This is a genomic window from Microbacterium sp., assembly GCF_036566905.1.
In the GTDB taxonomy this organism is placed as follows: Bacteria; Actinomycetota; Actinomycetes; order Actinomycetales; family Microbacteriaceae; genus Microbacterium.
This window is the reverse complement of the sequence record NZ_DATCVK010000005.1, coordinates 69,017-85,654: the sequence shown is the minus strand read 5'-3', so window position 1 is coordinate 85,654 and position 16,638 is coordinate 69,017. Positions and strand designations below refer to the sequence as shown.

Genomic DNA, 16,638 nt, shown 5'->3' with positions numbered 1-16,638 from the left:
ATCGCTCTCCCGGGCGGCCGTTCCTGCGCGCCGACCCGCTCGCCCGGCATGCCGTTCATCCTCGGACGCGGGTCCGCTCCGCCGCGAGCAGCTTCAGAAGGTCCGCGAGAGCGGCGATGTCCGGCACGCGCACCGCCGCCGCGGTCGGGCCGTCGCCGACGCGCACGCCGAGGTCGTCCGCACCCAGGCTCGCCAGCGCGTCCTCGTCGGTGATGTCGTCCCCCGCGAACAGCACCGCCGTCGCGCCCACGCGCTCCCGGAGCTCGGCGATCGCGGAGTCCTTGCCCTCGTGCCGGAAGGCGAACTCGACGATGTTGTGCCCGGTTCGCCGACGCCAGTGCGGCGCCTCCGCCGCGACGATCTCGTCAGCGAGGCGATTCGCCTCCGCCGCGGCCTCGGCCGTGGCCCGCCGGGTGTGGACACCGAACCCGAAGGTCTTCGGTTCGATCCAGACGCCGTCGAGCTCCGCCGTCGCCGCCTCGGCGTGCGACCGCATCGCGTCGCGCAGCGCGACGTCCGCCTCGTCCTCGCCGTGGCTCTGCAGACCTTCACCGGGGATCCAGAACTCGGCACCGTGCGATCCGGCCAGCAGCACGCGGGACGCGTCGTCGTGCTCGGCGATCACCCGCAGGTCGACGAGGCTCCGCCCCGAGACGAAGGCCACGACGGTGTCGGGCGCGGCCACCACGGCGTTCACCGCGTCGCGTGCGGCAGGCAGCATCCGTGCGTCCATCGGCTCGTCCGCGAGCGGCGACAGCGTCCCGTCGAAGTCGAGCGCGACGAGCAGGAGATCGGATGCCGCGACCCCGGCGATCGCATCGCGCCCGTCGTCCGCGAGATCGAGGCTCATCCGCGCGCCTCCGCCGACCGGTTGAGCGCGGGGAACCGGTTGCGCTCGCGTGCGCCGTCGAGGGCGTCGAGGAACGACTGCGACCAGCGCGCGACGTCGTTCTCCACCACCTTGCGGCGCAGCGCCCGCATGCGGCGGCCCTGCTCGGCCGAGGGCATCTCGATGGCGCGCATGATGGCGTCCTTCATCCCGTCGATGTCGTGCGGGTTGATGCGCACCGCACTCGGCAGCTCGTCCGCGGCGCCCGCGAACTCGCTGAGCACCAGCACGCCCCGGTTGTCGATGCGCGACGCGACGTACTCCTTGGCGACGAGGTTCATGCCGTCGCGGAGCGCCGTGACGAGCATGACGTCGGCGGCCAGGAACAGCGCCACCATCTCCTCCCGCGGGTAGGCCTGGTGGAGGTAGCGGATCGCGGTGTGCCCCATCGTGTCGTGGTCGCCGTTGATGCGGCCGACGGTGAGCTCGATCTCGTCCCGCAACTGCATATAGGCGGCGACCCGCTCGCGGCTCGGGCTCGCGACCTGCACGAGCGTCACGTCCTCGACCGCGATCTTGCCGTCTTCGAGCAGTTCGCCGAACGCCTTCATCCGGTGGCGGATGCCCTTGGTGTAGTCCAGGCGGTCGACGCCGAGCAGGATCTTCTTCGGGTTGCCCAGGCTCTCGCGGATCTCCTTCGCGCGCGCCCTCACGCTGTCCTGTCGGGCGAGCTCGATATACGACGACGCGTCGATCGAGATCGGGAAGGCCTTTGCGAGCGCCCGCCGGCTCGTGCCGTCGGGATTCGGGACGGTGATGCCCGAGGCCTTCGTGTCGTAGCGCAGCTGGCGACGCACGGCGCGGGCGAAGTTGCCGGCGTCGGCGACCCGCTGGAAGCCGATGACATCGGCGCCCAGCAGCCCCTCGAGCACCTGGCGGCGCCACGGCAGCTGCGAGTACAGGCCGTATGCCGGGAAGGGAATGTGGTGGAAGTAGCCGATCGTCAGGTCGGGACGGGCTTGGCGCAGCATCTGCGGCACGAGCTGCAGCTGGTAGTCCTGCACCCACACGGTCGCGCCGTCCGCGGCTACAGCGGCCGCAGCCTGGGCGAAGCGCCGGTTCACCTTCACATAGGCGTCCCACCAGACGCGGCGGTACCGGGGTTCGGCGATGACGTCGTGGTAGAGCGGCCAGAACGTGTCGTTCGACATGCCCTCGTAGTACAGCTCGACGTCTTCGGACGTCAGCATCACCGGCACCAGATGCGTGCCCTCGAACTCGAACGGGTCGACCTCGATGTCGGGCTGCCCCGGCCAGCCCACCCACGCGCCGTCCGCCCGGCGCATCACCGGCTCGAGAGCGGTCACGAGCCCGCCCGGCGAGCGTCTCCAGCCTGGTTCGCCATCGGCGTCGACGACGCGGTCGACGGGGAGGCGATTGGCGACGACGACGAGTTCGGCGATTCGGCCGGGCGCGGGAGGATGGGGCTCTGTCACGCGGGCTCCTGACGGTTTCGTGGACTCGGCAACGGCCCCAGGCTAACAGCGCGCTCATCCGGCCGACCGCCCTTGACGTGCGACGCATGCCCATGTCAAGGGGCGCGTGCGACACCACTGCCGCGCTAACGTGGCCTCATGCGCAAGTACCTCTTCGGCACCGGCATCCTCACCGCGTTCACCGGCGGGCTGACGCTGCTGAGGGGCCTCCGCGAGAACGAGCCGTTCACCTGGCGCATGGCGCTGGCTTGGCTCAGCTGGGGCATCTCGCTGGCGCTGGCGGTCGGGGCCATCGTCGATGTCCGCCGCGCATCGCGCGGCGCGGTCATCGCGAACGACTCCCCCGTGCACGGCCGCGAGAAGAAGCTCCTCAAGCGCCGCCTCGACCGCTGACCTGCGCTCGCAGCGAGGGGCGCTCAGGTGTCACGACGCGCGGAATCGAAGAGCGTGAGGCCGCATGTCGTGACACCTGACACCTGAGGCGTGGACCTCAGCGCGTGAGGATCAGCGCGTCGCCCTGTCCGCCGCCGCCGCAGAGTGCGACCGCGGCTGTGCCGCCGCCACGGCGGACGAGCTCGTGCACCGCGTGGACGACGAGGCGGTTGCCGGACGCCCCGATCGGGTGTCCGATCGCGATGCCGCCGCCGTGCGGATTGACGACCTCGTCCGAGAGCCCCAGCTCCGCCTGCGATCGCGCCACCACGGCGCCGAACGCCTCGTTGATCTCGACGATGTCGAGATCCGACGCGGCGATGCCCTGCTTGGCGAGCGCCTTCTCGATCGCGCGCGCGGGCTGGGCATGCAGGGAGTTGTCGGGCCCGGCGACCTGGCCGGAGGCACCGACCACGGCCAGCACATTCCAGCCGTTCTCGTCGGCGTGGGAACGCGTCGTGAGCACGACGGCAGAGGCGCCGTCGGAGATCTGCGACGAGTTGCCCGCCGTGATCGAGCCGCCCTGTGCGAAGGCGGGCCGCAGGCCCGCGAGGGTCTCGACTGTCGTCTCCGGCCGCACGCCCTCGTCCTTCGTCACGACGACCGGGTCGCCCTTGCGCTGCGGGATCTCGACCGGCACGATCTCGGCCTCGAACACGCCTTCCGCCTGCGCTGCGGCAGCGCGCTGGTGCGATCGGGCGGCCACGGCATCCTGAGCCTCGCGCGTGATCTCGAACCGCTCGTTGTGTCGTTCGGTCGACGCGCCCATGCTCTCGCGGTCATACGCGTCGGTGAGCCCGTCGTACGCCATGTGGTCGAGGACCTCGATGGAGCCGTACGCCCAGCCGTCGCGCGAGCCCATCAGCAGGTGCGGTGACCGCGTCATCGACTCCATGCCGGCGGCGACCACGACGGTCGCGTCGCCCGCCCCGACCATGCGGGCGCCGTCGATGATCGCCGTGAGTCCGGAGAGACAGACCTTGTTGACGGATCCGGAGTGCACCTCCCACGGGATGCCGGCTCCCACGGCCGCCTGCCGCGCGGGGTTCTGCCCGCTGCCGGCGGCGAGCACCTGGCCCACCAGCACGGCGTCGACCGCGTCGGCCGGGATGCCGCCCTTCTCGAGCGCGCCGCGGATCGCGGCGCTGCCGAGCTGCACCGCGGTGAGCGGAGCCAGCTGGCCCTTCAGTCGGCCCTGCGGAGTCCGCGCAGCGGCGACGATGACGACGTCGTCGTGGTTCATGCTTCCACCTTAAGTTCGTCCGAGACGAGCAACTCCGGTTCCGTCGCGGCGACGACCTCGGCCACCGTGACACCTGGGGCCGTCTCGACGAGCACGAGTCCGGCATCCGTCACATCGATGACCGCGAGGTCCGTGATGATGCGGTCGACCACGCCGCGACCCGTGAGAGGAAGCGAGCACTCGTTCACGATCTTGGCGGAGCCGTCCTTGGCGACGTGCTCCATCAGCACGATCACCTTCGCGGCGCCGTGCACGAGGTCCATCGCGCCGCCGGGGCCCTTCACCATCTTTCCGGGGATCATCCAGTTGGCGAGGTCGCCGGTCGCCGAGACCTGCATGGCGCCGAGGATCGCGGCGTCGATCTTGCCTCCGCGGATCATGCCGAAGCTCGTCGCGGAGTCGAAGAACGCCGCCCCGGGCAGCGTCGTGACGGTCTCCTTGCCGGCATTGATGAGGTCGGGGTCGACGTTCTCCTCGGTCGGGTACGGCCCGACGCCGAGGATGCCGTTCTCGGACTGCAGCACGACCGTCACGCCCTCGGGCACGAAGTTCGGCACCAGTGTCGGCAGTCCGATGCCGAGGTTGACGTACGAGCCGTCGGCGAGCTCCGCGGCCGCGCGGGCGGCCATCTCGTTGCGGTTCAGCGGCATGTCAGGCTCCTTCCGGCATCTCGCGCGCGGCGGCCTGCGCGACGCTGACCGTGCGCCGCTCGATGCGCTTCTCGATGTCGGATCCGACCTCCACGATGCGATGCACGTAGATGCCGGGGAGATGGATGCTGTCGGGGTCGAGTTCGCCGGGTTCGACGAGCTCCTCCACCTGGACGATGCAGACACTCCCGGCCATGGCCGCGAGCGGGTTGAAGTTGCGCGCAGCCTTGTTGAAGACGAGGTTGCCGTGACGGTCGCCCTTGAGCGCGTGCACCAGCGCGAAGTCGGTGACGATCGACTCCTCGAGCACATAGTCGCGAGGCGTGCCGGCGACGTCGAAGCTGCGCACGTCCTTCACGGGCGACGCCACCGCGATGCTGCCGTCGGCCGCGTAACGACGAGGCAGCCCGCCCACTGCGACCTGGGTGCCGACGCCGGTCTGCGTGTAGAACGCGGCGATGCCCGACCCGCCCGCCCGCAGCTTCTCGGCGAGTGTGCCCTGAGGCGTCAGTTCGAGTTCGAGCTCGCCCGAGAGGAACTGCCGCTCGAACTCCTTGTTCTCGCCCACGTACGACGACGTCATCTTGCGGATGCGCTTGGCGTTCAGCAGGACGCCGAGTCCCCAGTCGTCCACGCCGCAGTTGTTGCTCACGATGCTGAGATCGCTCGTCCCCTGTGCGAGGAGCGCCTCGATGAGGGCGATCGGGTTGCCCGAGAGGCCGAACCCTCCCACCGCGAGCGAAGCGCCGTCGGGGATGTCGGCGACGGCTTCGGCCGCCGAGCCCCAGGTCTTGTCGATCATTCTGCTCCTTTGCATGGTGCGGACATCTCATCGTGCGTCCCCGTGCCCCTCCGCGCCAGGGCGTCACTTGCCATGTGGCCACTCTGCGACGTAGCGTCCATATTGTGGACACCCCAGCCAAACGCACCGTCCCGGGCGCCCAGTCGATCGCGCGCGCCGCACAGCTGCTGCGACTGGTCACCTCGGGCGGGAACGACGGGATGCCGGTGGCCGAACTCGCCCGCCGCGCCGACCTCACGCGGCCCACGACCCACCGGCTGCTCACCGCCCTGCGCCAGGAGGGTCTGGTCGACCAGGACGACCGGACGGGACGCTGGATGCCGGGACCCGAACTGTTCCTGATGGGCACGGTCGCGGCATCCCGCTACGACGTGACCGGGATCGCCCGCGACATCGTGCGCTCGCTCGCGGTGCGCACGGAGGAGAGCGCGTTCCTCTCGGTGCGCCGCGGCGACGAGACCGTGTGCCTGCTCCGCGAGGAGGGCAGCTTCCCCATCCGTTCATTCGTGCTGTCCGAGGGCGTGCGCTTCCCACTGGGCATCGCGTCGGCCGGGCTCGCGATCCTGGCGTTCCTACCTCCCCACGATGTGGACGCCTACTTCGAGCGTCATCCCGCGCTTCCCCGTGCATGGGGGGCTGCGCACAGCGAAGCGCGGCTGCGGACGCGGCTGCGCGACACGCAGGAACGCGGCTACGCCGTGAACCCTGGTCTCATCGTCGAGGGCTCATACGGCATCGGCGCCGCGGTCTTCACCCGCGAGGGCCACCCCCAGTGGGCGCTGAGCCTGACAGGGGTGGAGTTCCGGTTCGGCCCCGAGCGCCTCCCCGAGCTCGGCCGCACACTCCTGGCCCACGCCCACCAGCTGACCACACGCATCGCGGCCGCGCGTTAGCAGCCGGGGCTCAACCTCAGCCCTCGGCAAGGATGGGCACAGTTTTCCCCACGAATCGGCCACGTGTCCGTTATGGTGTTCGCAATTCCAGAGCGGAACGGGGTCCGCGAGGAGCAGCACAAAGCACGGCCCTGGGGAGGGACCAATGAAGCTCCGTTCTACTCTGCTGCCTGTTGTCGCGTTGGCGACGACGGCGCTCCTCGTCTCGATCGCGGGTGCGGCGCATGCCGACAACGTGTTCGTCGACGGCGACGCGATAACCATAGGCACGCAGGCCGACATCGACTTCGGAACGCTCACGTGCGGCAGCACGGCGACCCAGCAGGTCGCGGTCTACATGCAGAGCAATGGCCACCAGGGAGGTGGCCCGCAGGTCTTCGCCGACGAAGCAGTGGTCGACGTGAGCGCCGCAACCGTCGCCCCATTGTCGGTGACCGTGGCATCCGGCGCGCCGGGCGACATCACACTGCCCGACGACTGGGAGGGTACGGCGGCGTATCCGAACAACGCACTGTCACCCACCGGCGCGACCGCAGTCGTCACCCTCACCGCCGGCAACGCTGCCGGTGACTTCACGGGGACCGTCAACTTCTCGGCCGTCGGCAAGAACGTCAACGGCGTGGCTATCAGCAGATCGGCCCCCATCACCGTCCGCTGGAAGGTCGGCCCCTGCAACGTCGCGACCGCCACCACGACGACCGTCTCGTGTCCGGCCTCGATCGTCTACACAGGTTCGGCCCTCACACCCTGCACGGCGACCGTGACCGGTGAGGGCGGGTTCTCGCAGACGCTCTCGGTGACGCACGCCGCGAACACGAATGTGGGCACCGCCACCGCGGCAGCCGCGTTCGCCGGCGACGCGACCCACAAGCCGAGCAGCGGGGATGCGACGTTCCAGATCACGAAGGCTTCGTCCACGACGACCGTGGAGTGCCCGGCGTCCGTCACCTACACCGGCTCGGCCCTCACGCCGTGCACGGCGACGGTGAGCGGCGCGTCCCTGGCACAGCAACTGGCGCCGACGTACATCGACAACACGAACGCAGGCACGGCGACGGCCTCGGCGACCTACGGCGGCGACGGCAACCACACCGGCTCGACCGACGCGACGACGTTCGAGATCCTGGCCGCCGCGGCGAGCTGCGAGGTCACCGGCTACACCGGCGAGTACGACGGTGATGCCCACGGCGCCACGGGCTCGTGCACCGGCCTCGGCGGCGCAGACGTCAGCGCCGGGCTCGACCTCGGCGAGTCCTTCACGGACGTGCCGGGCGGCACGGCCCACTGGTCGTTCGACCTGGCGAACTACGCCTCACAGTCGGGATCGGTCACGATCGGCATCGACCGGGCCGCATCCTCCATCTCGCTCCTCTGCTCCGACACCGTCTACACGGGCGCCGCGCAGGAGACGTGCTCGGCGACCGTCACGGGTGCCGGTGGGCTGTCGGAGGACGTCGCTGTGACCTACACCGCCAACACGGAGGCGGGCACCGCGACCGCCGAGGCGATCTACGGCGGCGACGTCAACCACAAGTCGAGCGAGGCGTCCACCACGTTCGAGATCGCCAAGGCGCCGACCACGACGAAGATCACGTGCACCCAGCCGAACGCATACACCGGCACCGAGATCACTCCGTGCACGGCCCGCGTGACGGGTGCCGGCGGCTTGGACGAGAACTTCCAGCCGTCCTACGCGAACAACGTCGGAGCGGGGACCGCGTCGGTGTCGTTCCAGTACGCCGGCGATGCCAATCATGAGCCGAGCCAGGACGCGTCGACCTTCGTGATCGACAAGGCGTCCTCGTCGATCATGCTCACCTGTCCCGCGTCGGTCGTGTTCACCGGTGCGCCGCACACGCCCTGCACCGCGACCGTCTCTGGTGTCGGCCTCGCGGACTTCGCCATCGACGTGAGCTACGAGGACAACACGGGCGCCGGCAGCGCCTCTGCCTCCGCAGCGTGGGCCGGTGACGAGAACCACGTGGGAAGCAACGTCTCCGGTGGCTTCCAGATCGCCAAGGCGCCCTCGGCCACCGTGGTGTCGTGCCCGACAGCCGCGATCCCGTTCACCGGTTCGGCGATCACACCGTGCACCGCGCGCGTGACCGGCGCCGGCGAACTCGACCAGGCGGTGACCCCGGTGGTGTGCGCGAACAACACGTCGGTGGGCATCGCGACGGCCTCCGCCGTCTATCCCGGCGACGCGAACCACCTGGGCAGCAGCGGCTCGGCGAACTTCGAGATCTCCGCGTGGACGCTCAACGGCTTCTACAAGCCGGTCGACATGGGAAGCGCGGTCATCAACATCGTGAAGGGCGGCTCCACCGTGCCGCTCAAGTTCACGGTGCTGGCGGGTGCCACGGAGGTCACCGATCTCGCGACGCTCAACGCGAGCTTCGTCACCAAGGGCGTCAGCTGCGATCCCACCGATGCCACGAGCGACGATCTGCTCGCCACCACCGGTGGAACCACCCTGCGATACGACGCGTCGGCGCACCAGTGGATCCAGAACTGGCAGACCCCGAAGACGGCCGGCAAGTGCTACACGGTCGTCTTGACGACCGCCGACGGGTCGCAGCTGAGCGCGCAGTTCAAGACCAAGTAGCGGCATCGCCCGCCGCTGCGGCGGATCGCGGGCAGCGATCCGCCGCAGCGACTCACAGCCTGGTGGGCGTGGTCGCCGCCTCGAGCTCCTCGCGGGCGGCGGCGGCCACGACATCGGCGCCGGCGGGCGACATCACGATCGTGTAGTGGTTGAAGCCGTCGACCCGCTCGTGCTCGACGCCGGGGTAGGCGGTGAGCAGCTGATCCAGATGCGCCGGTGCGTACAGCCCCGGAGGCTCGTTCTGCAGGCCGCGAGGCACCGTGATGAGACGGGTGGGATGCCGCAGCCCCGCCAGCGCCTCGGGCAGCGCGGTGCCGCCGTTCATGTCGAGCGTGTCGTCGGCGGTCGTCGCGTAGCTCGTCGCCGGACGGAACGCCCCCACACCGTCGTCGACGAGGTCGTACGCCAGATACCGCTCCAGCTCAGGCGTCCAGGCGCCGTCGAACGCGGGATGCCGCCGCCAGAAGTCGAGGTACTCCCCCGTGCCCGCGAACCTCATCGACAGTCGCGCCGCGGTGGGTCCGAGGATGCCGGCGACCAGCTCGTCGGTGCTGAGCCCGGCCGGGACGTCGAGCGGCAGCCCGCCGTCGACGAGGAGCAGTCGCGACACCCGCTCCGGGTGCCGGTGGGCGAGCACGACCGAGACGAAGGCGCCCATCGAGTGTCCGACCACGAGCGTCCGCTGCACCCCGAGAGCATCGAGCAGCGCTGCCAGGTCGTCGGCGTGCGCGGCCATGCCCGCCGGGCCGACGATGCCGTTGCTGCGACCGCGGCCCCGCAGGTCGGGCGCGACGACGCGCACGCCGGGCAGACGCTCCACGACGAACGGCCACGCGAGGTGCGAAGCCGTGACACCGTGCACCACCAGCACGGTCGGCGCGTCGGCGTCGGCATCCGACGGCTCCCACACGCCCGCATGCAGCATCCCGCCGTCGACGGGAACATCGATCTCGCGATAGCGGTGTCCTGCCTCCGTCGCGCTCACCGAGCCGTCCATCCGCCGTCCATCGTGTACGAGGCGCCGGTGACCATGCCGGCCTTGTCCGACGCCAGCCACCCCGCGAGCGAGGCGACCTCCTCGGCCTCGACGAGCCGCTTGACGGCGCTCTCGGTGAGCATGATCTTCTCGACCACTTCGCTCTCGGGGATCCCGTGCACCTTCGCCTGATCTGCGATCTGCCTCTCGACGAGCGGCGTGCGCACGTAGGCCGGGTTGATGCAGTTGCTCGTGACGCCGTGCGGCGCGCCCTCGAGTGCGGTCACCTTCGACAGGCCCTCGAGCCCGTGCTTGGCCGAGACGTACGCCGACTTGAACGCGCTCGCGCGCAGGCCGTGGGCGCTGGAGATGTTGATCACCCGCCCCCACCCCCGCTCATACATCGTGGGCAGCGCGGCGCGGATCAGCAGGAACGGCGACTCCAGCATCAGGCGCACGATCAGCCGGAACGCCTCGGGGTCGAACTCCGGGATGGGTGCGACGCGCTGGATCCCCGCATTATTCACGAGGATGTCCACGTCGACCGTCAGATCGTCGAGCGCGGTCGTATCGGCAAGATCAACCACCCAGGACTCGCCGCCGACGGCGGTCGCGGCGTCGGTCGCGGCATCCGCGTTCAGGTCGGCGATGACGACGTGCGCACCGCGCGACGCGAACTCGTGCGCGCAGGCCAGGCCGATGCCACTCGCGCCGCCGGTGATCAGGGCGCGCTTGCCCGCGAGGTCCTTCTCTGCCATCAAGCTTCCTTCTCTCGGTCGCCGCTACCCGATCGCGGGGCGAGGGCGTTGTCGATGAATCGGGTCATTCCGGCGAACACCACCGGGTCGAGCTGTGCGGGCGGCTTTCCGTCGGCGTCGCGCTCCCACAGCAGGAACCGCATGCCGATCAGCTCGCCCATGCCCATCAGGGCCCACGCGGTGGTCTCGGGATCGAGGCCGCGGTCGACATCGCCCGCTGCCTGTGCGGCGCGCAGACCTGCCTCGTAGCCCTCGACGATGCGCGTGTAGTGCGTGCGGAGCACCTCGGGCGAGACGAACTCCGCCTCACGCACCACGCGATACAGCGCCGGGTGCTCGGCGGTGAACCGGAAGAAACCCGCGAAGCCCGCACGCTCCGCCTCCAGGCGAGAGGATGCCCCGGCCATCGCCTCCGACATCGAGTGGCGCACGCGGCGGTTGAGGTCGAGCACGAGCGCCTCGAAGATCGCCTGCTTGCTGTCGAAGTAGAGGTAGAACGTGCCGAGTCCGATGCCCGCGCGCTCGGTGATCTTGACGATGGAGGCCTCGTGGTAGCCCTGTTCGGCGAAAACCAACTCCGCGGCCTCCAGCAGTCGATGCCGCGTCGCCTCGCCCCGTTTGGTCAGCGGTCGACCGGTCGCAGACGAGACCAGCGCCTCCTCCTGGTCGACCAGTTCATCGGGCATGCTCATCGGGATTCCCCCTTCGTGGGCGCGCTGATGACGGCACGCCCGCTCTCCTCGTCGGCGCTCTCCCCGGAGCGACCCACCAGTCTCCGGGCCCGGTCGCGCAGTCGCGAGCGGGCGAGCTTCTCGATCGTCGAGCGCGGCAGCTCGTCGACGAACTCCACATGCACGGGCACCTTGAACGCGGCAAGGTTGCGGCGCGCGTGCGCGAGCAGCTCGTCCGACGAGAGCGCCGCTCCGGCCACGGGCACCACGAACGCGACGCCGCGCTCCCCCCACACCTCGTCGGGCACCCCGACCACGGCGGCCGCCTCGACGAGCGGATGCAGGCACAGCGCGTACTCGACCTCGGCCGGGGCGACGTTCTCGCCGCCCGAGATGAAGATGTCCTTGAGACGGTCGACCACACGGAAGACGCCGTCGGCATCGCGAGACACCAGATCGCCGGTGCGCAGCCACTCCCCGCTCATCGCACGTGCTGTCGCGCCATCGTCGCCCAGGTAGCCCGCGAACACGCTGGGGCCGCGCACCCAGAGCTCGCCGGTGGCCTCGCCATCGAGGGGAAGCTCCGACGCGGGGTCGACCACGCGCACCGACACGTGCGGGTACGGCCGCCCTACGGCACCCGGCGCGCCGGCGGCCTCGGCGGCAGGAAGGTGCAGCACGTTGGGTGCCGCTTCGGTCAGCCCGTACCCCTGGGTCAGGGGGATGCCGCGCGCAGCCCACGCCTCCTGCAGCGATGCCGGCATCGTCGCGCCGCCGACGAGGGCGAGGCGCAGGGATGCCGCGGGGACCGTCGTCTGCCATTCACGGTCGGCCGCGAGCATCGCGTACTGCGTCGGCACGCCCATCATCGCGGTGACCTGCCGGTCGGCGATGAGCTGCAGCACGCGGGCCGGCTGGAACGAGCGCTCGAGCACGACCGTCGCTCCGACCCACCATGCCAGCAGCGGCTGGCAGTTCCACGCGGCGACGTGGAACTGCGGCAGCATCGCGAGGACCACGTCGTCCTGGCCGAGCGGCAGCGCCTGCGCGAGCGCGAGGTTGTTCCAGAAGCAGTTCGCATGGGTGAGCACGACGCCTTTGGGGGCCGCCTCGCTGCCCGACGTGAAGATCACGAGCAGCGGGTCGTCGTCGCGCACCGGCCGCCGCAGTCGCGGGCACGCGGCGCGAGGGACGGAGCTCTCCACCCCTGTCGTGCCGAGCAGTGCGACCGGCGCCGACACCGCTGCGACGCGCAGCGCCTCGCCGGCGAGCGCCGCGTGCTCGTCCTCGATCAGCACCAGCGCGGGGTCGGAGCGGGTGAGCACACCGCCGAGCTCCCGCGGGGTGAGCCGCCACGACAGCGGCACGAACGCGATGCCCGAGATCGCGCAGGCGAAGAACGCCACGACGTGATCGGTCGAGTTGCCCGACACGGTGGCGATGCGATCGCCCGGGCCGTAGCCCGCCAGGCACAGGGCGTCGGCGAGTTCCGTCGCGCGAGCGGCAAGCGTCGCGTAGTCGGTCGTCACGCCGCGGTCGTCGATCGCGGTGCGCTCGGGAGAGCGTGTCGCACGATCGACGATCCAACGGCCGATCGTGTGCGGCCCGTCGTCGATGTCGGGGTCGGCGGTCCAGGTCATGCGCCCACCCGGTCTGCGGCGGCGGCGGGCGCTTCTGCCGTCTCGTCGGCGTCGTCGAGCTGGCGCAGTGAGTCGCGCACCTTCTCACCGCGGCGGCGTCGCACGGCGGCGTCGATCGTGCCGGCGATGCCGCCCGGAAGGAACATCACCACGACGATGAAGAGCACACCGAAGAGGAACAGCGGCTCCGAGAGCGGCACGCGCAGCACGTCGGGGAGCCCGGCGATCGCGTCGGATCCGGCGAGCACCGTGAGTCGCTGATCGAGCAGCGTGTAGAGCACACCGCCAACGATCGCACCCCATCGGAAGCCGACGCCACCCAACACGACCATCACGAGGACGGTGATCGTGAGGTCGGCCGACACCGACCGCGGCACGGTACCCGACTGCAGCAGCATGTAGGCGACGCCGGCGAGGCTGGCAAGGCCCGCGGCGATCACGAAGACGATGAGCCGCACGCGGTAGGGCGAGAGCCCGAGCACCCGGACGCGCTGCTCGTTCTCGCGCGTCGCGCGGGCCAGATGGCCGAGGCGCGAGGTGTCGACCCACAGCGTCACGAGGTACACGACCACGAGAACGCCGAGGGCGAACCAGTAGAGGTTCCGCGTGTTCACGACGCCGATGAGGAAGTCCGGCACCTGATCGGTGTTCAGGCTCAGTCCCTCCTCGCCGCCGGTGATCTGCGAGTTGCGGCGCACCAGCACCGAGCCCGCCTGGGCGAAGGCCAGCGTCACCATGGCGAACGGGATGCCCGATACCCGCATCGACACCGCGCCGGTCACCAGAGCGATGATCATGCCGCCGATCAGGGCGACGAAGACGCCCGGCCACAGCGGAACGCCGAAGTGCTCGAGGGCGATGCCGAGGCCGTACGCGCCGGCGCCGAAGTACAGGGCGTGCCCGAATGACAGCATCCCTCCCGATCCGAGCAGCAGGTTGTACGACAGCGCGAGCGCGGCGAACACCATGCAGAGCGACAGCAGCGCCAGTGTCCCGGGCATGTACGTCGGCGTCGGCAGGATGCCCGGAAGCGACAGGTTGAGCAGCGGCAGCACCGCCATGAAGACCACCAGCGCGACCCCGACGATCGCGGGAACGAAGCGACGCACGCGCGCGTTCGAGCCATCCCGCCCCGGCCGCTGAGCCTGTCCAAGCGTCATGCCTTCCTCCCGAGGAGTCCGCTCGGGCGCACCAGCAGCACGAGTGCCAGGAGGATCACGACGATGAAGTCGCCGGTGCCGCCGAGGTAGAAGTTCGCGAACTGCTGCAGCACCGCGACGAGCACCGACGCGACGGCGGCGCCGGTGAGCGACCCCAGGCCGCCGACGACGGTGACGATGAACGCGAAGATGAGCAGCGTCTGCCCCAGGTGCGCCGAGACGAATGTCGAGTAATGCATCGCCAGCACGCCGCCGATGCCGGCGGCGGCGCCGCCGATCGCGAACACGAGCGTGAACGAACGCCGCACGTCGATGCCGAGAGCCGTGACCATCGAGCGGTTCTCGACCCCGGCCCGGATGATCATGCCGTAGCGGGTCTTCTGCAGGAACAGCACCAGCGCCGCCAGCACGAGGACGGCGGCGATCATGAGCACCCAGTACGTGTTCGGGATGCGGGCGCCGAGCACCTCGGTCGTCTGTTTGAGCCACGGAGGTCCGGCGATGTGGATCGGGTCGGTGCCCCAGATGCCCTCGAACAGCGCGACGGCCGCGAACGAGAGGCCCACGGTGACCAGTACCTGTTCGATGTGCCGTTCGTACAGCGGGCGGATGAGCACGAGCTCGGTCAGGGTGGCGAAGGCCGCGCCGACGGCGGCGCCGGCGAGCACCGACAGCAGGAAGGATGCCCACGATGCGGTGCCGAGCGCCTGCGCGACCATCCAGCCCATGAAGGCGCTCAGCGTGAGGAACGCGCCGTGCGCGAAGTTGAGCACGTGCATGAGGCCGTAGATGAGACTGAGGCCGCTCGCGACCAGGAAGTAGAGGGCGCCGAGACCGACGCCGGTGATGAGAGTCAGGACCAGGGTGCTCACTTCGGCTCGCTCCGCTCGCTCAGTGCATCGCATGCGTCTTCGTGCTCCACGTGGACGCCGAGGAGGCGGCGGGTGAGGTCTTCGTCGTCGAGGATGTCGCGCGCCTTGCCGGCGTGGGCGACGCGTCCGCCGGCGATGACGATCGCGTCGTCGGCGAGCCGCCGCACCACCTCCAGGTTCTGCTCGACGAGCAGGATCGGCACGGTCTTGGACGCCTCTTGCAGCGCGTCGGCGACCTCGGTGACGATCTTCGGCGCGAGGCCCTTGGTGGGTTCGTCGACGAGCAGCAGGATGTTGTCGTTGATCAGCGCACGCGCCACCGACACCATCTGCTGCTGGCCGCCCGAGAGCGTGCCCGCCTGCTGGTCCCGCCGCGCGACGAGGTCGGGGAAGAGCTCGGCCACGAACTCCCGGCGAGGCTGGCGCTGCCGCTCAGCGAGGGCCAGGTTCTCGGCGACGGTGAGCTTCGCGAACACCTCGCGGTCTTCCGGCACGTAGCCGACGCCGCGGCGCACGATGCGGTGCGTAGGCAGTCCGTCGATGCGCTCGCCGCCGAGGCGGACCTCGCCGCGGCGCGAGATGAGACCGAGGATGCCCCGCAGCGTGGAGGTCTTGCCGACGCCGTTGCGTCCCAGGACCGCGGTGATGCCGGTGGCGGGGACGTCGAACGAGACGTCCTCGACGACCTGCTGGCCCGCGATGGTGCAGCGCAGGCTGCGCACGGTGAGGACGGGGGGAGCCGAGGTTCCCCGGTCGGGCGATGCCGCGCTCATGCGGCCTCCGTCCCCGTCGACCCGGTGCCGAGGTATGCACTTTGCACGAGGGGGTTCTCCATGATCCGCTGGGGGGTGTCGTAAGCGATGATCGTGCCGAAGTACATGACGGCGACCTTTTCGACCAGCCCCATGAGCACGTCGATGTGGTGCTCGACCATCAGCAGCGTGCAGCCCTTCTCGCGCTGCATCGCCCGGATGTTCTCGACGAGGCCGGGCACGTCGCCCGAGCCGACGCCGGCCATCGGCTCATCGAGCAGCACGATGCTCGACTCCGTGGCCAGCAGCACCGCGATCTCGAGCTTGCGCTTGTCGCCGTGCGAGATGTCGCCGGCCATCGCGTCGCGCATGTGGCTGAGCCCTACGACGTCGAGCTTGTCCTGTGCCAGCTCGGTGGCGGCATCCGTCCGTCGCGGGAAACGCAGCAGCGACCCCGAACCGCCGAGCGACACCTGAGCCGCGAGGCGCACGTTCTCGAGCACCGACAGCTTCGGGAAGAGGCTCGCCGTCTGGAACGTGCGCCCCAGTCCCGCTCGCGCTCTCGCCGGGACGGACGCCGTCGTGATGTCGCGTCCGTCCAGCACCACGCGGCCGGACGTGGGCTTCATCAGCCCGGAGATCACGTTGAAGAGCGTGGTCTTGCCGGCGCCGTTCGGACCGATGACTCCCACCAGCGACCCGGCGGCGATGTCAAGCTCGACGTCTTTGAGGATGGTCGCGCCGCCGATCTGCAGGCCGAGGCCCTCGATGCGCAGCGGGGAGCCGCGGCGCGCGGTCTCAGCGACGGGCGCGGACGGGACGGACGTGGTCATGGGCGCGGTGCCTCTCGTTGTACCTG

The 16,638-nt window shown here is 70.2% G+C and carries 16 protein-coding genes; 3 read left to right on the top strand and 13 right to left on the bottom strand.

The window, feature by feature from the left end; translation table 11 throughout:
• Positions 1–55: 55 nt before the first annotated feature.
• Positions 56–850: a trehalose-phosphatase gene (gene otsB / locus VIP82_RS00640; protein WP_331905374.1), complete on the bottom strand. Its 795-nt coding sequence runs from the start codon at positions 848–850 to the stop codon at positions 56–58.
• Positions 847–2,325: an alpha,alpha-trehalose-phosphate synthase (UDP-forming) gene (locus VIP82_RS00635; protein ID WP_331905373.1), complete on the bottom strand. Its 1,479-nt coding sequence runs from the start codon at positions 2,323–2,325 to the stop codon at positions 847–849. The genes otsB and VIP82_RS00635 overlap by 4 nt, the downstream gene beginning before the upstream one ends.
• Positions 2,326–2,463: 138 nt before the next feature.
• Between VIP82_RS00635 and VIP82_RS00630 the strand changes: the two genes are divergently transcribed.
• A complete protein-coding gene (locus VIP82_RS00630; RefSeq protein WP_308866929.1) occupies positions 2,464–2,718 on the top strand; it encodes a hypothetical protein in 255 nt (84 codons plus the stop codon).
• Between the two features lie 97 nt (positions 2,719–2,815).
• Here VIP82_RS00630 and VIP82_RS00625 read toward each other — a convergent pair whose 3' ends face one another.
• From VIP82_RS00625 to VIP82_RS00615, 3 genes are read right to left on the bottom strand one after another with little or no spacing between them, the layout of a single operon-like run.
• Positions 2,816–4,000, bottom strand: a complete 1,185-nt coding sequence (locus VIP82_RS00625) for an acetyl-CoA C-acetyltransferase (RefSeq protein ID WP_331905372.1) — start codon at positions 3,998–4,000, stop codon at positions 2,816–2,818.
• Entirely contained in the window at positions 3,997–4,650 is a 654-nt protein-coding gene (locus VIP82_RS00620; RefSeq protein WP_331905371.1) for a 3-oxoacid CoA-transferase subunit B, read from the bottom strand. Before VIP82_RS00620 ends, VIP82_RS00625 begins: the two co-directional genes overlap by 4 nt.
• Before the next feature lies 1 nt (position 4,651).
• Positions 4,652–5,452 (bottom strand): CoA transferase subunit A, encoded by an 801-nt coding sequence (locus VIP82_RS00615; RefSeq protein WP_331905370.1) that lies wholly within the window; start codon positions 5,450–5,452, stop codon positions 4,652–4,654.
• A gap of 104 nt (positions 5,453–5,556) precedes the next feature.
• Between VIP82_RS00615 and VIP82_RS00610 the strand changes: the two genes are divergently transcribed.
• Both VIP82_RS00610 and VIP82_RS00605 read left to right on the top strand, forming a co-directional pair.
• The gene (locus tag VIP82_RS00610; RefSeq protein WP_331905369.1) at positions 5,557–6,345 is read left to right on the top strand and encodes an IclR family transcriptional regulator; all 789 of its coding nucleotides are present in this window, start codon (positions 5,557–5,559) and stop codon (positions 6,343–6,345) included.
• A gap of 145 nt (positions 6,346–6,490) precedes the next feature.
• The gene (locus tag VIP82_RS00605) at positions 6,491–8,950 is read left to right on the top strand and encodes a PxKF domain-containing protein (RefSeq protein ID WP_331905368.1); all 2,460 of its coding nucleotides are present in this window, start codon (positions 6,491–6,493) and stop codon (positions 8,948–8,950) included.
• 52 nt (positions 8,951–9,002) lie between these two features.
• Here the strand turns inward: VIP82_RS00605 and VIP82_RS00600 are convergent, their stop codons facing one another.
• The 8 genes from VIP82_RS00600 to VIP82_RS00565 are packed head-to-tail and all read right to left on the bottom strand — an operon-like array spanning position 9,003 to position 16,612.
• Positions 9,003–9,935, bottom strand: coding sequence for an alpha/beta hydrolase (locus VIP82_RS00600; RefSeq protein ID WP_331905367.1), 933 nt, complete (start codon positions 9,933–9,935; stop codon positions 9,003–9,005).
• Positions 9,932–10,684 (bottom strand): 3-hydroxybutyrate dehydrogenase, encoded by a 753-nt coding sequence (locus VIP82_RS00595; RefSeq protein ID WP_331905366.1) that lies wholly within the window; start codon positions 10,682–10,684, stop codon positions 9,932–9,934. The genes VIP82_RS00600 and VIP82_RS00595 overlap by 4 nt, the downstream gene beginning before the upstream one ends.
• Positions 10,684–11,376 (bottom strand): TetR/AcrR family transcriptional regulator, encoded by a 693-nt coding sequence (locus VIP82_RS00590; protein WP_414684600.1) that lies wholly within the window; start codon positions 11,374–11,376, stop codon positions 10,684–10,686. The genes VIP82_RS00595 and VIP82_RS00590 overlap by 1 nt, the downstream gene beginning before the upstream one ends.
• Positions 11,373–12,995, bottom strand: a complete 1,623-nt coding sequence (locus VIP82_RS00585; RefSeq protein WP_331905365.1) for a class I adenylate-forming enzyme family protein — start codon at positions 12,993–12,995, stop codon at positions 11,373–11,375. The genes VIP82_RS00590 and VIP82_RS00585 overlap by 4 nt, the downstream gene beginning before the upstream one ends.
• The gene (locus tag VIP82_RS00580; RefSeq protein ID WP_414684599.1) at positions 12,992–14,155 is read right to left on the bottom strand and encodes a branched-chain amino acid ABC transporter permease; all 1,164 of its coding nucleotides are present in this window, start codon (positions 14,153–14,155) and stop codon (positions 12,992–12,994) included. Before VIP82_RS00580 ends, VIP82_RS00585 begins: the two co-directional genes overlap by 4 nt.
• Positions 14,152–15,027, bottom strand: coding sequence for a branched-chain amino acid ABC transporter permease (locus VIP82_RS00575; RefSeq protein WP_331905364.1), 876 nt, complete (start codon positions 15,025–15,027; stop codon positions 14,152–14,154). Before VIP82_RS00575 ends, VIP82_RS00580 begins: the two co-directional genes overlap by 4 nt.
• Positions 15,024–15,800 (bottom strand): ABC transporter ATP-binding protein, encoded by a 777-nt coding sequence (locus tag VIP82_RS00570; RefSeq protein ID WP_331905363.1) that lies wholly within the window; start codon positions 15,798–15,800, stop codon positions 15,024–15,026. Before VIP82_RS00570 ends, VIP82_RS00575 begins: the two co-directional genes overlap by 4 nt.
• The gene (locus VIP82_RS00565; RefSeq protein ID WP_331905362.1) at positions 15,797–16,612 is read right to left on the bottom strand and encodes an ABC transporter ATP-binding protein; all 816 of its coding nucleotides are present in this window, start codon (positions 16,610–16,612) and stop codon (positions 15,797–15,799) included. Before VIP82_RS00565 ends, VIP82_RS00570 begins: the two co-directional genes overlap by 4 nt.
• Positions 16,613–16,638 lie beyond the last annotated feature (26 nt).